Below are 17,048 nucleotides of genomic sequence, written 5' to 3' on the forward strand. Positions count from 1 at the left end.
CCGCTCACTTGCCGTGCAACCGCATCGCGTCGCGCGCGAGCGCCGCAGGCACGCTCTGCCGCAGGCCCCATTTCTCGGCCGGGAAATATTGCACCATGATCGTGCCGCGCATCTTCCGCGCGGGATCAACCCAGGCGATCGTCCCCGCCGCGCCGCCCCAGCCGTACGTGCCCTTCGACGGTCCACCGTTGGGGGCATCCTCCAGATAGACCGATCCGCCCGCGCCGAACCCCATCTTGGCTGACATCGCGCCGCCAGTGCCGCCGCCGATGCCACCAAAGGCAACGCCCGGCGGCAACAGGTTGGACATCGCCAGCGCCGCCGTCTCCGGCTTCATCACCTGCTTGCCGTCCAGCGTCCCGCCGTTGCTCAGCATGTGGAGGAACCGGTCGTAGTCGCGCGCGCTCGAGACGAGGCCTGCGCCACCATAAGGGAAGCTCGGCGGCTGGAGGTAGACGGAGGTCGCTCCCGGGTCGATCGGGGTGCGATTGTCGCCCACGAACACGTAATTGGTCGACAGCCGCCCGGCCTCGCTCGCCGGCACGCTCCAATAGGTCGATGTCATGCCCAGCGGATCGAGCAGCCGTGTCTGGACGAACCGGTCGAACGGCATGCCGCTCGCCTTCTCGATCACCGCGCCCATCACGTCGAGGCCGATCGAGTAGACCCATTTCGTGCCCGGCTCCGCGATCAGCGGCACGCTCGCGACACGGTTCGCGAACTCCGCCAGCGTGGCGGGGCGTGTCGTGCGAGCCTTGGCCTCCAGCTGCGTGTTCACCTGCGCCGGCAGGATGCCCAGCCGCTCATATTCCTTCAGCAGCGGCCCCTTGGCGGAGATGTTGTAGCTCAGCCCCGCCGTGTGGGTCAGCAGGTGGCGGATCAGGATCGGGTTCTTCGCCGGCGCGCTGTCCAGCGACGCGTCAGGATTGGTCAGCACCCGCATGTTGGCGAAGGCCGGGATGTACTTGCTCACCGGATCGTCGAGGCTGATCTTGCCGTCCTCCACCAGCAGCATCGCTGCCATGCCGGTGATCGGCTTCGTCATCGAATAGATGCGCCACAGGCTGTCAGGCCCCGCGGCGGGTGCATTGGCACCATCCGCGATCTTCCCGGCGGACACGAACTGGGTCGGGAAGTCTCCGATGCCGAAGGCGCCGACGATGCCGGGCATCTTGTCCGACTGGACCAGGCCGTCGAACAGCGCCTGCGTTTCTGTCAGCAGCGGATTGCCACGGGGAGCCGCGGCGTTGGGCGCGGGTTGCGGGCCCGGTTGCGGCTTGGGCTGGGCCTGCCGGGCAGAGCCGACCCCCGTCGCCAGCGCCACTGCCGCCACTGTTCCGACCAGCCACTTGCCCCTCATCATTCCCTCCCTATTGCAGCCGCCGCTTTGGCGAACACCGTCGGCAATCCGGCGTCGGCGAGTTCATCAGCCGGCCACCATTCGCCATCGGCCGTCGCTGAATGCGCGTCCATCCGCGCCACGGCAAGCGCGAGTTCCAACGTAAAGTGCGTGAATCCATGGGCGACAATTTGGTTCAGCATCACCCAATCGACCGCTGCCGGCGCGCCGCTGAGCCCCGGCTGGCTCTCCTCCCACGGCCCGGTCGGCAGCGCGCGCATCCCGCCGAGCAGGCCCTTCGCCGGCCGCCGCACCAGCAGCACGTCGCGCCTGCCGCCCACACCCTCGCGCTCCAGCCAGAAGATCGTCCCGAACCGCGCCGGCCGCGGTTTCTTTGCCGGCTTGACCGGGAATGCCTCTTCCTCCCCCGCCGCGTGTGCCGCGCAGTCCGCCTCCAGCGGGCAGAGCAGGCATTTCGGGCGCTTGGGCGTGCAGATCGCGGAGCCCAGGTCCATCATGGCTTGCGCGAAATCGCCCGCCCGCGCGTCCGGCGTCACCGTCTCCGCCGCGGCGCGCACGGCACGCTTCCCGGCTGCCCGGAACAACCGCGCCACCACGCGTTCGACATTGGCGTCGATCACCACTGCGCGTCGCCCGAAGGCGATCGCCGCCACGGCCGCCGCGGTGTAATCGCCAAGCCCCGGCAGGGCGCGCAGCGCCTCCTCGGTATCGGGCAGCGCGCCGCCATGGTCGGTCGCGATCGCGCGGGCGGCGCGCACCAGGTTGCGGGCCCGGGCGTAATAGCCAAGCCCCGCCCAGGCGGCCATCACCTCCGCCTCGTCCGCCGCGGCGAGGCTCGCCGCATCCGGCCAGCGCGCCACCCACGCCTCGAATCGCGGGCGCACCGTCGCCACGGTCGTCTGCTGCAGCATCACTTCGGAGAGCCACACGCGGTAGGGATCGGCGCGCTCGCCCGGCAGCGCGCGCCACGGCAGCGTCCGACGATGACGATCGTACCAATCGAGCAGGGTAAGGGCGATCGAGCGCTTGGCGTCCACGCCCCGGCTATGGCATGGAGCGCCGGATGAGCAAGCGCGCCGGCGCCCCCCCGAAACAGGAACCCGCGCGGTCGAACCGCTCGCGCCAGGTGTCCGAACTGCTGCCCAGCGTCGGCGGGGCGGCATTCCGGCGCTTCGGCTTCATTCAATCCTCGATCGTCACGCGCTGGCCGGAGATCGTCGGCGAGAAGCTGGCCGCCGCCAGTTCGCCCGAATCGATCAAATTCCCGATGGGGAAGAAGCAGGACGGCACCCTCACCCTCGTCGCGCGCAGCGCGCATGCGGTGATGATCCAGCACGTCGTGCCCGAGATCATGGAGCGGGTGAACCGCTTCTTCGGCTATCCCGCCGTCGCCAAGGTCGCGATCCGCCAGGGCGATGTCGCCCCCCGCCCCAAGCCCCGCGTCGTGCCGGAAGCGCGGCCCGTCCCGGCCGAGCTTGGCCACAGCCTGAAGACCATCGCCGATCCCGAACTCAAGGCCGTGCTGGAGGCGCTTGCCGCCGGCATCGGCGCCAGCAGCGGACTGCCAACAATCAGATGAAGAAGCTCCTCGCGCTCGCCGCGCCCATGCTCCTTGGTGCGCTCGCCGTCCCCTTCGCCGCGCCGCTGGTGGCCGCCCCGCAAAAGCCGTGGACTGCGGTCGCGACGCCGGCGCCGGAGGGCAGCTATGTCATCGGCAATCCCAAGGCGAAGGTGAAGCTGATCGAATACGTCAGCTACACCTGCCCCCATTGCGGCCATTTCGCGCGCGACTCGGCGGCGGTGCTGAAGGGCAAGATGATCGCGTCGGGCTCGACCAGCCTCGAAGTGCGCAACTCGATCCATGACCGCTACGATCTGATCGCCGCGACGCTCGCGCGCTGCTCGGGGCCCGCCGTGTTCCCCAAGATGCACGAATTGCTGTACGCCCGGCAGGACGAATGGCTGAACAAGGCGGTCGCATTCGATGCGGCGAGCGGCCAGTCGCCGGCGGGCAATACCCAGGGCGAAAAGATGCGCACGCTCGCGAACGGCGCCGGCCTCACCGACATCGCCAAGGCTGCCGGCATGACGGACGCTGCGATCAACGCCTGCTTCGCCACGGAGGCGAACCTCGCCAAGACGCTTCAGGTGGCGCAGGCGCTGCAGGGCAAGATCAACGCCACGCCCACCTTCGAACTGAACGGCAAGCTGATCGAGCGCACCGACTGGGCCGCGCTCGAACCCATGCTGCGCGCTGCCGGCGCGCGCTGATCTGGCCCCGGCCGACGACTGACGTGATCTGAACGGAGTAGAAGAATGAAGCTGCGTACCGCCGCCACCGCCCCGATCCTCGGGCTCGCGCTCGCGATGCTCGCCGCCTGCGGCGACAACAGCGGCAATTCGACCTCCGCGCCCGCCAATTCGATTGCCGCGACGCCGGCGCCCGCGGGTCAGGACTGGACCCAGGTGGTCAGCAAGACGGCCGACGGCGGCTTCGTCATGGGCAATCCCAACGCCCCGCTGAAGCTTGTCGAATACGGCTCGCGCACCTGCCCCACCTGCGGCAACTTCGGCCGCACCGGCACGCGCCCGCTCGAGGACAATTACATCAAGAGCGGCAAGGTCTCTTACGAGTTCCGCGATTTCCTCGTCCACGCGCCTGACCTTGGCGTCGCGCTGATCGGCCAGTGCGCCGGCGAAGGGCCGTTCTTCGGCATGCTCGAACAGATGTTCGTCGATCAGGACCAGTTCCTCTCGAAGCTCGAGACGGTCCCGGCCGATTTCCAGCAGCGCCTCCAGGGCATGAGCCCGGCACAACAGGCCACCGCCTGGGTCGAGTATCTCGGCGTGATCGATTGGGCGAAGCAGCGCGGCCTCACCGAGCAGCAGGCGCGCCAGTGCCTTGCGGACCCCGCCCGTATCGAGGCGGTCGCCAAGGTCTCCGAAACCGCGATGCGCGACAAGGACGTCACCGGCACGCCGACCTTCATCCTGAACGGCGAAAAGCTCAACGCCGCCAGCTGGCCGCAGGTTGAGGAAGCGCTGAAGAACGCCGGCGCCTGACCTGCCGTCAGCGGCCCGCCACAGCCGCTCGATCTGAGGCTGCCCGAGGGCCATGTCACTGCGCGTCCTGCCCGTGACATGGCCTTCGGCGCGCTCGAGGCGAACGGGCGCGCTTTCCGCCTCTTGCGCTCGTTCGACAACCGCGTCTTGATACCTCACCCGTGCAGATCAAGCGCCTCCGCCTCTCCGGCTTCAAGAGCTTCGTCGATCCTGCCGATCTGCGCATCGAGCCGGGGCTGACCGGCGTCGTCGGCCCCAACGGCTGCGGCAAGTCCAACCTGCTCGAAGCATTGCGCTGGACGATGGGCGAGAACAGCGCGAAATCGATGCGCGGCGCGGGCATGGAAGACGTGATCTTCGCCGGCACCGCCACGCGCCCGGCGCGCGACTTCGCCGAAGTGTCCCTGCTTGCCGAAGTGAACGGCGCCGAGACCGAGATCGTCCGCCGCATCGAGCGCGGCGCCGGCAGCGCCTACCGTATCGACGGCAAGGACGTGCGCGCGAAGGACGTGTCGCTGCTCTTCGCCGATGCCGCGACCGGCGCCCACTCGCCGGCGCTCGTCAGCCAGGGCCGCATCAGCGCGGTCATTGCGGCCAGGCCGACCGACCGCCGCGCCATGCTGGAGGAAGCGGCCGGGATCGCTGGCCTCCATGTCCGCCGCCGCGACGCCGAGCAGAAACTGCGCGCAACCGAGGCGAACCTCGAACGTCTCGACGAGGTCATCGCCGACCAGGAAGCGCGCGCTGCCGCGCTTCGCCGCCAAGCGCGCCAAGCGGAGAAATACCGAACCCTCTCTGCCCAGATCCGCGTTGCAGAGGCGCGGATGATCTTCGCGCGCTGGCGCGATGCCGCCGCCGCTGCGGACGCAGCAAAGGCCGAAGCGGCGGCGGCCGAAACTCGCGTCGCCGGGGCGGCGGAGGCCCAGCGCGCCGCCGCAGCCTATCAGGCGCAGGCAACGGACAAGCTGGCCACCGCGCGCGCTGCCGCGCTGAAAGCGCGCGACAGAAGCGGTGAACTCGCCCACCAACTCGCGGGCCTGCGCGCCGAGGAACAGGCCGCCCGTCGCCGCCTCGCCGAACTGGCGCAGGCCGCCGCGCGTATCGCCGACGATCGAACACGCGAGGGCGCGCTCGCCAACGACGCCGCCGAAGCGCTCGCCCGGCTCGATGCCGAGCGCAAGTCGCTCGAGGCCGCCATCGCCGGTGCCGCGACCGACCTGCCGGCTCGTGAGGCCGCACTCGCGGAAGCCGAACGCCTTGCCCGCGACGCCGAAGTCGCGCTCGCCCAGGCCCTCGCCCGTCAGGCCGCCGAAGCGGCCGACGCCCGCGTCGCGCACGCCGCCGCCACTGCCGCCCGAACCCGCCTCGACCGGGCAGAGCGGGAGGCGGCACAAGTCGCACAGCAGCTCGCCGCGCTCGGTGACGCCGCACCGCTCGAGCGCGACCGCGACACAGCCGCCGCCACGCTTGCCGCCGCCCTCGAGGAGGCCGACGCCGCACGCGCCGCCCAGGCCGAGGCAGAGGCCAATGAACGCACCGCCCTCGCCGCGAGAGACGCAGCGCAAGCCACGCGCGCCGCCGCTCGCGCCGATCTCGCCGCACTCGACAGCGAGGCCACGGCGCTGCGTCGCGCCACCGAACGCAAGGGCCGCGACCGCCTGCTCGATCATGTCCGCGCCGCCCCCGGCTATGAACGCGCCCTCGCCGCGGCATTGGGCGACGACCTCGAGATCGGTCTCGATCAGCAAGCCAACGCCTATTGGTCGGATGTCCACGCTACCGCAGATGCAGGTGTCGGCGCTCCGCCCGACCGCCTCATCCACCACGTTACCGCGCCGCCGCTCCTCGCCCCCCGCCTCGCCCACATCATCGTCCTCGACGCCGACGATCAGCGCCCGCTCGCCCCCGGCGAACGCCTCGTCACCCGGACCGGCCAGCTCCGCCGCTGGGACGGTTATGTCGCGAAACAAGGCGGCGCCGCGGCTGCCGAGCGGCTCGAACGCCTCAACCGCCTCGCCGCGATCGACGAAGCGCTCCCCGCTGCCCGCGAGAGCGTGGCAGTGGCCGAAGCCGATCTTGCCGGCGAGGAAGCGACGATCGCCTCTGCCCGCACGGCTGCGCGCACCGCGCGCGAGCAGCTCGCCCGCGCCGATGCGACGGCACGCGACGCGCGTACCCGGCAGGACCGCGCCGCCGCCCAGATCGAGCGGCTCGCCGGGCTGCGTGCCGACCTCGACGCCCGCGCTGCGCGGACCGCAGCCGAACGCGACGAAGCCGCGCGCGACCATGAAGCCGCCGCCACGGCTCTCACGGCGCTGCCCGATACCAGCGCCACCCCCGCCACCGTCACCACCCTCCAGCGCGAGGCGGAGCACCGCCGCGCCGCCGTTGCCGAGGCGCGCGCCGCCCGCACCGCCATCGAACGCGCCGCGGAGGACGCCCGCACCCGCCTCGCCGCCGCCCAGGCCGATGTGAAAAGCTGGCGCGCCCGCGCCGGAGATGCCGCCCGGCGAATCGCCGACATGGGCAAGCGCGAGGCGGAGATCGCCGCCGAGACCGCCGCCATCTCTGCGCGCCCTGACGAACTCGCCGGAGCGATCGCCGAGGCCGCCGCCGCACATGACTCCGCGCGCAAAGCTGCCGACGATCTCGCCGCCGCCGAACGCGCCGCCGAGGCCGCGCTACGGCAGAGCGAGGAGACCGCCCGCCGCGCCGGCGAAACGCTCGCCGAGGCACGCGAGGTCCGCGCCGGTGCCGCCGCGCGGGCCGAAAGCCAGGAGCTTCGTCGCGTCGAGTTCGACCGAGTCTCGGGCGAGCGCTTCGAATGCCCCGCCCCCGTCCTCCCGGAAAAGGTCGGCTTCGACAGCGCCGACGTCCGCTCGCCGCAGGACGAAGCCGCCGCGCACGACAAGCTCGTCCGTGACCGCGAGCGAATCGGGCCGGTCAATCTCGTCGCCGAACAGGAACTGGCGGAGCTCGAGGCCGGCGCCAGCGGCAACGCCGCGGAGCGCGAGGAGCTTGGTCAGGCGGTAAATCGCCTGCGCGGGTCGATCGGTACGCTGAACCGCGAAGGGCGCCAGCGCCTCTTTGCCGCGTTCGAGGCGGTGAACGGTCACTTCCGGCGCCTCTTCACCACCCTTTTCAACGGCGGCCAGGCGCATCTCGAACTGGTCGATTCGGACGATCCGCTCGAGGCCGGGCTGGAGATCATGGCGCAGCCGCCCGGTAAGCGGCTCCAGTCGCTCACGCTTCTGTCCGGCGGCGAACAGGCGCTGACGGCGGTCGCGCTGATCTTCGGCCTGTTCCTCACCAATCCAGCGCCGATCTGCGTCCTCGACGAAGTCGATGCCCCGCTCGACGACGCCAATATCGAGCGCTTCTGCGACCTCCTCGATCGCATGACCCGCGAAACGGAGACCCGCTACCTCATCGTCACCCACAATGCCGTCACGATGAGCCGCATGCACCGCCTGTTCGGCGTCACCATGATCGAGCGCGGCGTCAGCCGTTTGGTCTCGGTCGACCTTCAGGCAGCGGAGACATTGCTGGCGGCGGAGTGAGTGCCTGCTCCACCAGCCAAGCTGGCGCCGGGCTGCGCACCGCATCCACGATGATCCACAGCATCGCCGCCGCCCGGAACGCCGCTGCCACCGCGATATGGCCCTGCGTCACCCCCATGCCGGCGGCGCCGGGCGAGGCGAAGAACCAGAACTCCGCCCAGTACGCCGCGAGATCGCCAAGCACGAACCACGCGACGGGCCATAGCCGGCGCGAGATCAGCAGCAGGAAGGGATAGAGCCACAAGTCGAATTGCGGCGAATAGACCTTGTTGGTCAGCAGGAACCAGGCGAGCACCGGGGTGAACAGCACCCAGGACGTGTCGCCATGCCGGCGCCATCCGAGCACGATGATCGCCGCCGCGCCGCCGGCGAAGACCAGGAATGAGCCAAGGTTGCGCGTCGCGACATCGGTCCACCGCCAGCCCTGCACACTCATGATCTCCCACACCGATGCCGCCGTGCCGCTGCGCGCCTGGCTGAAAGTGTAGAATTCAGCCCAGCGCTCGAAGGCGCGAAGCGCGATCGGCAAATTCAGCGCGCCCCAAAACAGGATCGCGATCGCCGCCAGCCCGGCCGCCGAAAGAATCCGAAGCCGCCAGTCCCAGCCACGTCGGAACAGCGCCCCCAGCCCCAGCAGCGGCAGCAGCAGCACCGGGAACAGCTTTGCCGCCGTCCCGATCGCCGCCAGCGCGGCGCTGCTCGCCGCTTCTCCGCGCCGTGCCGCAAGGAACGCTGCGACCGCCAGCGCCACGGCCAGCATGTCCCAATTGTGGCCCAGGTACAGCACGAGCGGCGGCGCGGCGGCCCACCACCATCGCCGCTTCAGCGGCACCCCGGCCCGCTCCATCATCCGCAGCACGGCGAAGGCAAGCGCCGCATTGACGATCGAGACGACCAGCAGGAAATCGAATGCGTCGCCGCGCGCGCCGCCGATGCTGCGCACCATCAGCCCTTCCAGCCAGATCAGCGCGCCGGTCAGCACCGGATATTCGATCCGCGCCTCGATGTACGGCAACTGCCCCGCCGCCACCCCGCGCAATCCCCAGAAGGGCACCGCATCGGAATAACAGCCAGTCAGATACTGCTCGTCACCCAGCCAGATCGCCCCGCAATGCGCCTTGAACCACCAGCCGGCGAGGCAGGTTAGCGCGAACAGCAGGTAAGGCCCGGGATGATCGACGCGCAGCAATCGCATGGCCGACGGCTTACGCGCGGAATGTGACACGGTCGACAAGCCATACAGAAGAACTTATAGAGAACAAATGGCGCAACTCGATGTCAGTCAGAAGCTGGAAATCCTTGCGGATGCAGCGAAATATGATGCGTCCTGCGCCTCATCCGGCACCACCAAGCGCAACTCGCGCGACGGCAAGGGCATCGGCTCGACCGAGGGCATGGGCATTTGCCACGCTTATGCGCCGGACGGCCGCTGCATCAGCCTGCTGAAGATCCTGCTCACCAACAGCTGCATCTTCGACTGCCATTATTGCATCAACCGCAAGAGTTCGAACGTCCGCCGCGCGCGCTTCACCGCGAAGGAGGTCGTGAACCTCACGCTCTCCTTCTACCGGCGCAATTATATCGAGGGGCTGTTCCTCTCCTCCGGCATCATCGGCTCGTCCAACTACACGATGGAGCAACTGGTCGAGGTCGCCCGCTCACTCCGGGAGGATCACCATTTCCGCGGTTATATTCACCTCAAGACCATTCCGGATGCCGATCCGGAGCTGATCCACCAGGCCGGCCTCTACGCCGATCGCATGTCGATCAACGTCGAACTTCCCACCGTCAGCGGCCTGAAGCGACTGGCGCCGGAAAAGGACAATGGCCGGATCGAGGGCGCGATGAGGGGCCTCAAATCCTCGATTCTCGACACGCGCGACGCGAAGAAGCGCTACAAGTCAGCCCCCACCTTCGCGCCGGCCGGGCAATCGACGCAGATGATCGTCGGCGCCGATGCGGCGACCGACGGGGATATCGTCACCAAGGCAGCGACGCTCTACGACCGCTTCGATCTTCGCCGCGTCTATTATTCCGCGTTCAGCCCGATTCCGGACGCCTCCGCCGTCCTCCCACTGCAGCGCCCGCCGCTCATGCGTGAGCATCGCCTCTACCAGTCGGACTGGCTGATGCGCTTTTATGGCTTTCAACCGAAGGAAGTCGTCGCCGCGGCGGATGATGCCACCGGCATGCTCCCGCTCGATATCGATCCCAAGCTCGCCTGGGCATTGAAGTTCCGTGACAGCTTCCCGGTCGACGTGAACCGTGCCCCGCGCGAACTGTTGCTGCGCGTGCCGGGGCTCGGCACCAAGGCGGTGGCGAACATCCTCACCAGCCGCCGCTGGCGCCGCCTGGGGCTTGATGACGTCGCCCGGCTCACCGTCTCGATCGCCAAGATCCGCCCGTTCATCGTCACCGCGGATTGGCGCCCGGTGACGCTCACCGACAAGGCGGATCTCAAGCAGCTCGTCTCGCCGCGCAAGCAGCAGCGCCAGCTGGAGCTCTTCGCCGCCTGATCCGCCTTGCCGTAGGCGCTCAGCCGCCGGCGCGCGACGTGACGTTAGCCGTATTCTCCGCCTGCCGCGCGCTCAGCAGCATGGCGCAATTGCGCTCCGCGGTCGCCCGCACGCGTTCCAGCTGCTCCGCGGCATATTGCGCATCCATCCCCGGCACGACCGAGTCGATCCGGATGTGCTCGGCACGGGTCATCCCCAGCCCCTGCCACAGATAGGCGTCGAAGATCTCGCGCAGCGATCCCACTTGTCCCTTCTCGTGCAGCCAGGCGAGCGACGTGCCCGAGGTGCTGAACGATAGCAGCGGCTTGCCCTTCACCGCGGGATGGCCGGACTGCTGCTGCACGTCGCGATAGCTGTAGTTCGAGCCAAGGACGCGATCGACATAGCCCTTGAGGATCGCCGGCGGCAGCGCGAACCAGATCGGATAGACCAGCACCACGATCTGCGCCGATTGCAGCAGCTCCAGCTCCGCCGCGACGTCTGGCGCAGGATGCGCCTCGCCGTCCGGGGACGGGCGCTCCTCGTCGCGCAGCACGGGATCGAACCCCATGGCATACAGGTCGCGCACGATCACTTCCTGGTGGAAGCTCTCGGCCGTCTCGACATAGCGGTCGACGATCTGGCCGTCGAAGCTGTCCCGGCGCGGATTGGCGAAGACCAGGTGATGGCGGATCGCCGGCAGGGCCGGTTTGGTCATGATCTCAACTCCGTGGTTCGTGTTCCCCGCCGGTCTAGCATGGTCGCGAGGCGGAAACGAACCTTGGTCGCGGCTTTCAGGACGCTGCCGGCGCTACGTCGGCCGCCTCGCGCCGCAGCCGCGCCGCCGATCGCGCGCCGCGCACCGTATCCCAGGCGAAGGCCGCGCACCCCGTCCAGATCAGCGCAAAAACGATGAGGTGCAGCGGCCGCAGCGGCTCCCCGAACACCGCCACTGCGACGATGAACTGCAGCGTCGGCGCGACATATTGGAGCAGCGCCAGCGTCGAATAAGGGAGCAGCCGCGCCGCGGCGGCGAACATCAGCAGCGGCAGGGCGGTGAAGGCACCCAGCAGGATCAGGAGCGCGTCGGTGCTCAGCGACGCACCGAAAGCCCCTGCCCCTTCTGCGCCGAGTATCAGCACATAGGCAAGCGACGGCGGCGCCAGCAGCACCGTCTCCACCAGCAGCCCGCCGAGCGAATCGATCGCCACCACCTTGCGCGCCAGTCCGTAGAGGCCGAACGTTGCCGCCAAGGACAGCGATATCCACAAGGTGTCGAGCGCGACGAACGCCATGGCAAGCACGCCCGCGGTGGCCAGCCCGATCGCCACCCCCTGCCATTTGCGCAGCCGCTCCTTCAGCACGATCACGCCGAGCGCCACGTTCAGCAGCGGATTGATGAAGTAACCAAGGCTGCCGGCCAGCGTGTGCCCGGCATTCACCGCCCAGATATAGATCAGCCAGTTCACGCCGATCAGCGCCGCGCTGATCACCAGGATGCCCAGCGTGCGCCGGTTGATCGCCGCGCGGATCGCCTCCCAGCGCCGCATCACGGTCACCACCACCATCAGCAGCACCAGCGACCAGATCACGCGATGCGCAAGCACCTCGATCGCCGGCACGCTTTTCAGCAGCCGGAAGTACAGCGGCAGGACACCCCAGAAGGTATAGGCGCCCAGCCCCAGCAGCAGGCCGCCGCGGGCGGAAGTCTCCGTCACGGGCGCCGACCGATCGTCAGCGTTCGCTCAGGTAGTAACGGTCGATCGCCGACAGATCATCCGCCAGCTCATAGACGATCGGCTGGCCGGTCGGGATCTCCAGGCTGGTAATCTCGTCGTCGGGAATATTCGACAGATGCTTCACCAGCGCGCGCAGCGAATTGCCGTGGGCGGAGATCAGCACGCGCTGCCCGTCCTTCAGCGCCGGCGCGATGCGCTCCTCCCAATAGGGCAGCACGCGTGCGATCGTGTCCTTCAGGCTCTCCGTCGCGGGCACGTCGATCCCGGCATAGCGGCGGTCGTTGGTCAGGTCGTACGGCCCGCCCGCTTCGGCCGCCGGCGGCGGGATGTCGAAGCTGCGGCGCCAGATATGCACCTGCTCCTCGCCATGCTTTGCCGCGGTCTCCGCCTTGTTGAGGCCGGTCAGTCCGCCGTAGTGGCGCTCGTTCAGCCGCCAGTGCTTTTCGGTCGGCAGCCACAGCCGGCCCATCGCCTCGAGCGCCAGGTTCAGCGTCTTGATCGCGCGGGTCTGCAGCGAGGTGAAGGTCAGGTCGAAATCGAGGCCCTTGGCCGCCATCAGTTCGCCCGCCGCCTTGGCTTCGGCCGCGCCCTTCTCGGTCACATCCACGTCCCACCAGCCGGTGAAACGGTTCTCGAGGTTCCAGGCGGACTGGCCGTGGCGGATCAGGACGAGAGTTGGCATGCCGGCTCCTTGCGGTGGTCGGATGCGGTCTGTAGCGGCTTGGCGCGCACGAGCAACACGGGAGAGCTACGATGGCAATCGTTCGACAGACGCTGGTGTATGACGGCCCCGGCGGCCCGTTCGAAGGCGTGATCGCCTGGGAAGACGAAGTGGAAACGCCGCGCCCCGGCGTGCTCGTCTGCCCCAACATCCTGGGCCAGAAGGAATCGGACAATCAGAAGGCGGAGGATCTCGCAAAGCTCGGCTACGTCGCACTCGCCTGCGACGTCTATGGCCAGGGCAAGCGCAAGACGCGCGAGAGCGAGAACGCCCCTGAATATATGAACCTGCTCGATGCCGATCGCGGCCTGCTGCGCGATCGGCTTGCCGCCTCGCTGGAGGCGCTGCGCAGCTTTTCGGCGGTCGATCCGACGAAGCTTGCCGCAGTGGGCTTCTGCTTCGGCGGCAAATGCGTGCTGGACATGGCGCGCGCCGGCCTGCCGATCCTGGGCGGCGTCAGCTTCCACGGCGTCTATGATCGACCGGATTACGCCAATGTCTCGCCGATCGAGGCGAAGCTACTCGTCTGCCACGGCTGGGAAGATCCGCTCTGCCCGCCCGATGCGATGGTCGGGCTTGGCCGTGAATTGACTGAGGGCAAGGCCGATTGGCAGATCCACGCCTACGGCAATGCCGGCCACGCCTTCACCGATGCCGCGCTGGTCAAGCCAGCCGCACCGGGCGTCGCCTATGACGAGCGCGCCGATCGCCGCAGCTGGAAGGCGATGAGCGACTTCCTTGCCGAACTCTTCGTCTGATCCGGCAGCCCTAAAGAAAAAAGCGGGAACCTGGTTTGAACCCGGGCTCCCGCTTTCTCTGTCACTTAGGGTGATCGGCCGGCGCTATTCCGCCGCCTCCGGCACACCCCCGGCCACGTCGGTGTCATCGTCGCGAACATCGCCCGGCAGCGCCCAGTGGAGATCGTGCTTTCCCAGCACACGGCCGTCATGGCTCAGCACCGCGACCTGCTGCACGGGGCGATAGTCGCGCGCGTCGACCAATACCGGGAAGGCCGGGCAGCCGGTCTCCCAGCGCTCACCCCATTGGCGCAGCGCCACCATCGTCGGCAGCAGCGCATACCCCTTGTCGGTCAGGCAATAGGCGATCTTCCGCCGATCTTCCGGCAGGGATCTGCGTTCCATGATGCCATGTTCGACGAACCGGGCCAGTCGATTGGCCAGGATGTTGCGGGCAATGCCGAGTTCGGACTGGAACTCCTCGAAATGCTGCAGTCCGTTGAAGGCGGCGCGCAGGATCAGGAAGGCCCAGCGCTCACCCATCGACTCGAGCGCCGCCGGCAGGCTGCATTCGTTCAGTGGCTCGCGCAGCTCACCCATGAAATTTCCTCTTCAATCTCAACGTACCGCATCACCTCTACTAACCGAATAGAAAATAAAGGTTGCTCAATGCAACTCGCAACTGCGAGTTTTCTCTTGCAACTCGCATCTGCAGCATCTAGGTAGCGATCAGCAACTTACTCTCCGGAGGCACATCATGATTCGCGTTATCGCCAAGTCCATTCTTGCGTCCGCTGCTCTGCTCGCTGCCGCCGGTGTTTCGGCTCAGCCGTCGTCCGGCGCCTATGTCGCCACCCCGGTCAACGCACCCGCCAAGTCGGTGCTGATGACCCGCGACACCGCCTGGAACGTCCGCGACGGCGCCTTCGTCACGGTCAATGCACCGATGCGCGAAATGGCGGCTTGCCAGCTCGTCGCCCGCAGCGCGGGCCAGCTCTCGGGCTTCGTCGCCAACGGCAAGGCGTTCGATACGGCGCAACTCGACGCATGCAACGCCAAGGCGAAGGGCATCAAGACCGTCGTCGCCAAGACGGACGCGACGGCCGTTCCCGCCAACTGATCGGCACTCCCGCCGGTAAACGAGAAGGGCCCGCGCTCTGGTCAGCGCGGGCTCTTTTTGTTGCCTGTGGCGCTCGGCCCACAGGCTTTTCTGTTGCATTGCAAGGGGCAGCGGCCCCAAATCTGATCCGTGCTGCGTCAATATGAACTTGTAGACCGGGTCCTTGAGTATGACCCTGATGCCGATGAGGCGCTGCTGAACCGCGCCTATGTGTTCTCGGTCAATGCCCATGGCACGCAGAAACGTGCGAGCGGCGATCCCTATTTCAGCCACCCGATCGAGGTGGCCGGCATCCTGACCGAGCTTCACCTCGATGACGAGACAATCGCCACCGCGATCCTCCACGACACCGTCGAGGATACGGTCGCCACGACCGAGCAGATCGAGCAATTGTTCGGCGGCAACGTCGCGCGGCTGGTCGATGGCGTTACCAAACTGTCGAAGATCGAGGCGCAGACGGAGAGCGAGCGCGCCGCGGAAAACCTTCGCAAGTTCCTGCTCGCCATGTCCGGTGACATCCGCGTGCTGCTGGTCAAGCTCGCGGACCGGCTGCACAACATGCGCACGCTCCACCACATCAAGAACCCGGACAAGCGCAAGCGCATCGCGCGCGAGACGATGGATATCTACGCCCCGCTCGCCGAGCGGATCGGCATGTACGAGTTCATGAAGGAGATGCAGACGCTCGCCTTCCAGCAACTCGAGCCGGAGGCATACGAATCGATCACGCGTCGGCTGGAGCAGCTTCAGGCCGGCGGCGGAGACCGGATCGAGAAGATCAAGCAGGGCTTGAAGGACCTGCTCGCCCGCAGCGGCATCGACGCGGAAGTCTCGGGCCGCGAGAAGCATCCCTACAGCATCTGGCGCAAGATGCAGGAACGGCACATCAGCTTCGAGCAGCTGTCCGACATCATGGCCTTCCGCGCCATCGTGAAGGACGAGGACCAATGCTATGCCGCGCTTGGGCACATTCACCGGCGATGGCCGATGGTCCCGGGGCGGTTCAAGGATTACATCTCGACGCCCAAGCGCAACGGCTATCGTTCGCTGCACACCACCGTCATCCACAACGAGAATCAGCGCGTCGAAATCCAGATCCGCAGCGAGGAAATGCATGCGGAGGCGGAATTCGGCCTCGCCGCGCATTGGGCGTACAAGCAGGGCGAGAAGGCGAGCCCGCAGGCACAGCAGAGCTGGATCGCTGACCTCGTCGAGATCCTCGACACTGCCGGCAGCCCCGAGGAGCTGCTCGAGCACACCCGCATGGCGATGTACCAGGATCGCATCTTCGCCTTCACGCCGAAGGGGGAATTGATCCAGTTGCCCAAAGGCGCGACGCCGATCGACTTTGCCTATGCCGTCCACACCGATCTTGGCGATCAGGCGGTCGGGGCGAAGGTGAACGGCCGCGTCGTGCCGCTGCGCACGGTGATCGAGAATGGTGACCAGGTGCAGGTTCTGCGCTCTCAGGCGCAGGTGCCGCAGCCCAATTGGCTGAACTTCGCCATTACCGGCAAGGCACGCGCCGCGATCCGCCGCCACCTTCGCCAGGTGGAGCGCGATCAGACCGTGGCGCTCGGCCGCAAGCTCTACGACGATATCGTCAGCCGCCTTCCCGCTCCGCTTGCGCAGGATGCGCTGAAGGAAGCGCTGAAGCGCCTGAAGATGCCGGACGAGAACGTGCTGATGCAGGCGATCGCCCGCCGCACGCTCACCGATGCGCAGGTGATGGAGGCGCTGATGCCGGGCTCGGCCGGCGCCGATGTCGCGCATGCGCCGCCGCAATCCTCGGCGATCTCGATCGAAGGCCTGGCGCCCGGCGTCGCCTACGAGCTTGGCGAATGCTGTCACCCGGTGCCCGGCGACCGCATTGTCGGCCTGCGCCGGCCGGACGCTTCGATCGAGGTCCATGCGATCACGTGTTCGACGCTTGCCGAACTTGCCGAACGCTCCGACGAGGAAACCGACTGGATCGACGTTCAGTGGGGCGACAAGACCGAAGGCGCCACGGCCCGCATCGCGGTCGAGATCAAGAACGAGCCGGGCGCGCTCGGCGTGCTCGCCACGATCATCGGCCAGCACAAGGCGAACATCATCAACCTGCGGCTCGATACCCGCGACACGCAGTTCCACACCAACATCATCGATGTGGAAGTGCACGACGCCCACCAGTTGATGCGCCTCCTCGCCGCGCTTCGCGCAGTGGACGCGATCAATGCCGCCGAACGCGTCTGATCCACGCGGCGGGCTGCT

The 17,048-nt window shown here is 67.8% G+C and carries 15 protein-coding genes; 8 read left to right on the forward strand and 7 right to left on the reverse strand.

Going from position 1 to position 17,048, the window contains the following annotated elements; translation table 11 throughout:
* Positions 1-4 precede the first annotated feature (4 nt).
* Positions 5-1,363, reverse strand: a complete 1,359-nt coding sequence (locus ACH0AE_RS01610) for a serine hydrolase (RefSeq protein WP_294442262.1) — start codon at positions 1,361-1,363, stop codon at positions 5-7.
* A complete protein-coding gene (locus tag ACH0AE_RS01615) occupies positions 1,360-2,397 on the reverse strand; it encodes an A/G-specific adenine glycosylase (RefSeq protein WP_294442263.1) in 1,038 nt (345 codons plus the stop codon). Before ACH0AE_RS01615 ends, ACH0AE_RS01610 begins: the two co-directional genes overlap by 4 nt.
* Before the next feature lie 26 nt (positions 2,398-2,423).
* Here ACH0AE_RS01615 and ACH0AE_RS01620 point away from each other — a divergent pair, with 26 nt between their 5' ends.
* The 4 genes from ACH0AE_RS01620 to smc all read left to right on the forward strand — a co-directional run bounded on the left by ACH0AE_RS01620 (position 2,424) and on the right by smc (position 7,983).
* On the forward strand, positions 2,424-2,939 hold the full coding sequence (locus ACH0AE_RS01620) for a DUF721 domain-containing protein (RefSeq protein ID WP_294442264.1): 516 nt from the start codon (positions 2,424-2,426) through the stop codon (positions 2,937-2,939).
* On the forward strand, positions 2,936-3,631 hold the full coding sequence (locus tag ACH0AE_RS01625; protein ID WP_294442265.1) for a thioredoxin domain-containing protein: 696 nt from the start codon (positions 2,936-2,938) through the stop codon (positions 3,629-3,631). Before ACH0AE_RS01620 ends, ACH0AE_RS01625 begins: the two co-directional genes overlap by 4 nt.
* A gap of 45 nt (positions 3,632-3,676) precedes the next feature.
* Positions 3,677-4,423 carry a thioredoxin domain-containing protein gene (locus tag ACH0AE_RS01630; protein WP_406875388.1) on the forward strand — a complete coding sequence of 249 codons (747 nt, stop codon included), beginning with the start codon at positions 3,677-3,679 and terminating at the stop codon, positions 4,421-4,423.
* 161 nt (positions 4,424-4,584) lie between these two features.
* Positions 4,585-7,983, forward strand: coding sequence for a chromosome segregation protein SMC (gene smc, locus ACH0AE_RS01635; protein ID WP_406875389.1), 3,399 nt, complete (start codon positions 4,585-4,587; stop codon positions 7,981-7,983).
* Here the strand turns inward: smc and ACH0AE_RS01640 are convergent.
* Positions 7,925-9,178: a hypothetical protein gene (locus ACH0AE_RS01640; RefSeq protein WP_294442268.1), complete on the reverse strand. Its 1,254-nt coding sequence runs from the start codon at positions 9,176-9,178 to the stop codon at positions 7,925-7,927. The two genes, smc and ACH0AE_RS01640, sit on opposite strands and share 59 nt — an antisense overlap.
* A 67-nt stretch (positions 9,179-9,245) precedes the next feature.
* Between ACH0AE_RS01640 and ACH0AE_RS01645 the strand changes: the two genes are divergently transcribed.
* On the forward strand, positions 9,246-10,499 hold the full coding sequence (locus tag ACH0AE_RS01645; protein WP_406875390.1) for a putative DNA modification/repair radical SAM protein: 1,254 nt from the start codon (positions 9,246-9,248) through the stop codon (positions 10,497-10,499).
* Positions 10,500-10,518: 19 nt separating this feature from the next.
* Here the strand turns inward: ACH0AE_RS01645 and ACH0AE_RS01650 are convergent, their stop codons facing one another.
* The 3 genes from ACH0AE_RS01650 to gpmA all read right to left on the reverse strand — a co-directional run bounded on the left by ACH0AE_RS01650 (position 10,519) and on the right by gpmA (position 12,899).
* Positions 10,519-11,196, reverse strand: coding sequence for an NAD(P)H-dependent oxidoreductase (locus ACH0AE_RS01650; protein WP_294443997.1), 678 nt, complete (start codon positions 11,194-11,196; stop codon positions 10,519-10,521).
* Positions 11,197-11,272: 76 nt separating this feature from the next.
* Positions 11,273-12,196, reverse strand: coding sequence for an EamA family transporter RarD (rarD, locus tag ACH0AE_RS01655; protein WP_294443998.1), 924 nt, complete (start codon positions 12,194-12,196; stop codon positions 11,273-11,275).
* A 16-nt stretch (positions 12,197-12,212) separates the two neighbouring features.
* Complete coding sequence (gene gpmA / locus ACH0AE_RS01660) at positions 12,213-12,899, reverse strand: 2,3-diphosphoglycerate-dependent phosphoglycerate mutase (RefSeq protein WP_294443999.1); 687 nt, start codon at positions 12,897-12,899, stop codon at positions 12,213-12,215.
* Between the two features lie 71 nt (positions 12,900-12,970).
* On the opposite strand from gpmA, the gene ACH0AE_RS01665 reads away from it, so the two are divergent.
* Positions 12,971-13,696 (forward strand): dienelactone hydrolase family protein, encoded by a 726-nt coding sequence (locus ACH0AE_RS01665; protein WP_294444000.1) that lies wholly within the window; start codon positions 12,971-12,973, stop codon positions 13,694-13,696.
* 84 nt (positions 13,697-13,780) lie between these two features.
* Here the strand turns inward: ACH0AE_RS01665 and ACH0AE_RS01670 are convergent, their stop codons facing one another.
* Positions 13,781-14,275 carry a helix-turn-helix domain-containing protein gene (locus ACH0AE_RS01670; protein WP_294444001.1) on the reverse strand — a complete coding sequence of 165 codons (495 nt, stop codon included), beginning with the start codon at positions 14,273-14,275 and terminating at the stop codon, positions 13,781-13,783.
* Between the two features lie 157 nt (positions 14,276-14,432).
* Between ACH0AE_RS01670 and ACH0AE_RS01675 the strand changes: the two genes are divergently transcribed.
* Positions 14,433-14,795 (forward strand): CC_3452 family protein, encoded by a 363-nt coding sequence (locus ACH0AE_RS01675; RefSeq protein WP_294444002.1) that lies wholly within the window; start codon positions 14,433-14,435, stop codon positions 14,793-14,795.
* Positions 14,796-14,924: 129 nt separating this feature from the next.
* The gene (locus ACH0AE_RS01680) at positions 14,925-17,030 is read left to right on the forward strand and encodes a bifunctional (p)ppGpp synthetase/guanosine-3',5'-bis(diphosphate) 3'-pyrophosphohydrolase (protein WP_294444003.1); all 2,106 of its coding nucleotides are present in this window, start codon (positions 14,925-14,927) and stop codon (positions 17,028-17,030) included.
* Positions 17,031-17,048: the final 18 nt, after the last annotated feature.

Source organism: Sphingomonas sp. 179-A 2A2 NHS (assembly GCF_045371305.1).
Taxonomy (GTDB): domain Bacteria; phylum Pseudomonadota; class Alphaproteobacteria; order Sphingomonadales; family Sphingomonadaceae; genus Sphingomonas.

What these genes read in the sequence shown, in the direction of transcription:
- ACH0AE_RS01610 (WP_294442262.1), bottom strand. Translation starts at nt 1,363, where the DNA reads ATGATGAGGGGCAAGTGGCTGGTCGGAACAGTGGCGGCAGTGGCGCTG.
- ACH0AE_RS01620 (WP_294442264.1), top strand. Translation starts at nt 2,424, where the DNA reads ATGAGCAAGCGCGCCGGCGCCCCCCCGAAACAGGAACCCGCGCGGTCG.
- ACH0AE_RS01625 (WP_294442265.1), top strand. Translation starts at nt 2,936, where the DNA reads ATGAAGAAGCTCCTCGCGCTCGCCGCGCCCATGCTCCTTGGTGCGCTC.
- ACH0AE_RS01630 (WP_406875388.1), top strand. Translation starts at nt 3,677, where the DNA reads ATGAAGCTGCGTACCGCCGCCACCGCCCCGATCCTCGGGCTCGCGCTC.
- ACH0AE_RS01640 (WP_294442268.1), bottom strand. Translation starts at nt 9,178, where the DNA reads ATGCGATTGCTGCGCGTCGATCATCCCGGGCCTTACCTGCTGTTCGCG.
- ACH0AE_RS01645 (WP_406875390.1), top strand. Translation starts at nt 9,246, where the DNA reads ATGGCGCAACTCGATGTCAGTCAGAAGCTGGAAATCCTTGCGGATGCA.
- ACH0AE_RS01650 (WP_294443997.1), bottom strand. Translation starts at nt 11,196, where the DNA reads ATGACCAAACCGGCCCTGCCGGCGATCCGCCATCACCTGGTCTTCGCC.
- gpmA (WP_294443999.1), bottom strand. Translation starts at nt 12,899, where the DNA reads ATGCCAACTCTCGTCCTGATCCGCCACGGCCAGTCCGCCTGGAACCTC.
- ACH0AE_RS01665 (WP_294444000.1), top strand. Translation starts at nt 12,971, where the DNA reads ATGGCAATCGTTCGACAGACGCTGGTGTATGACGGCCCCGGCGGCCCG.
- ACH0AE_RS01670 (WP_294444001.1), bottom strand. Translation starts at nt 14,275, where the DNA reads ATGGGTGAGCTGCGCGAGCCACTGAACGAATGCAGCCTGCCGGCGGCG.
- ACH0AE_RS01675 (WP_294444002.1), top strand. Translation starts at nt 14,433, where the DNA reads ATGATTCGCGTTATCGCCAAGTCCATTCTTGCGTCCGCTGCTCTGCTC.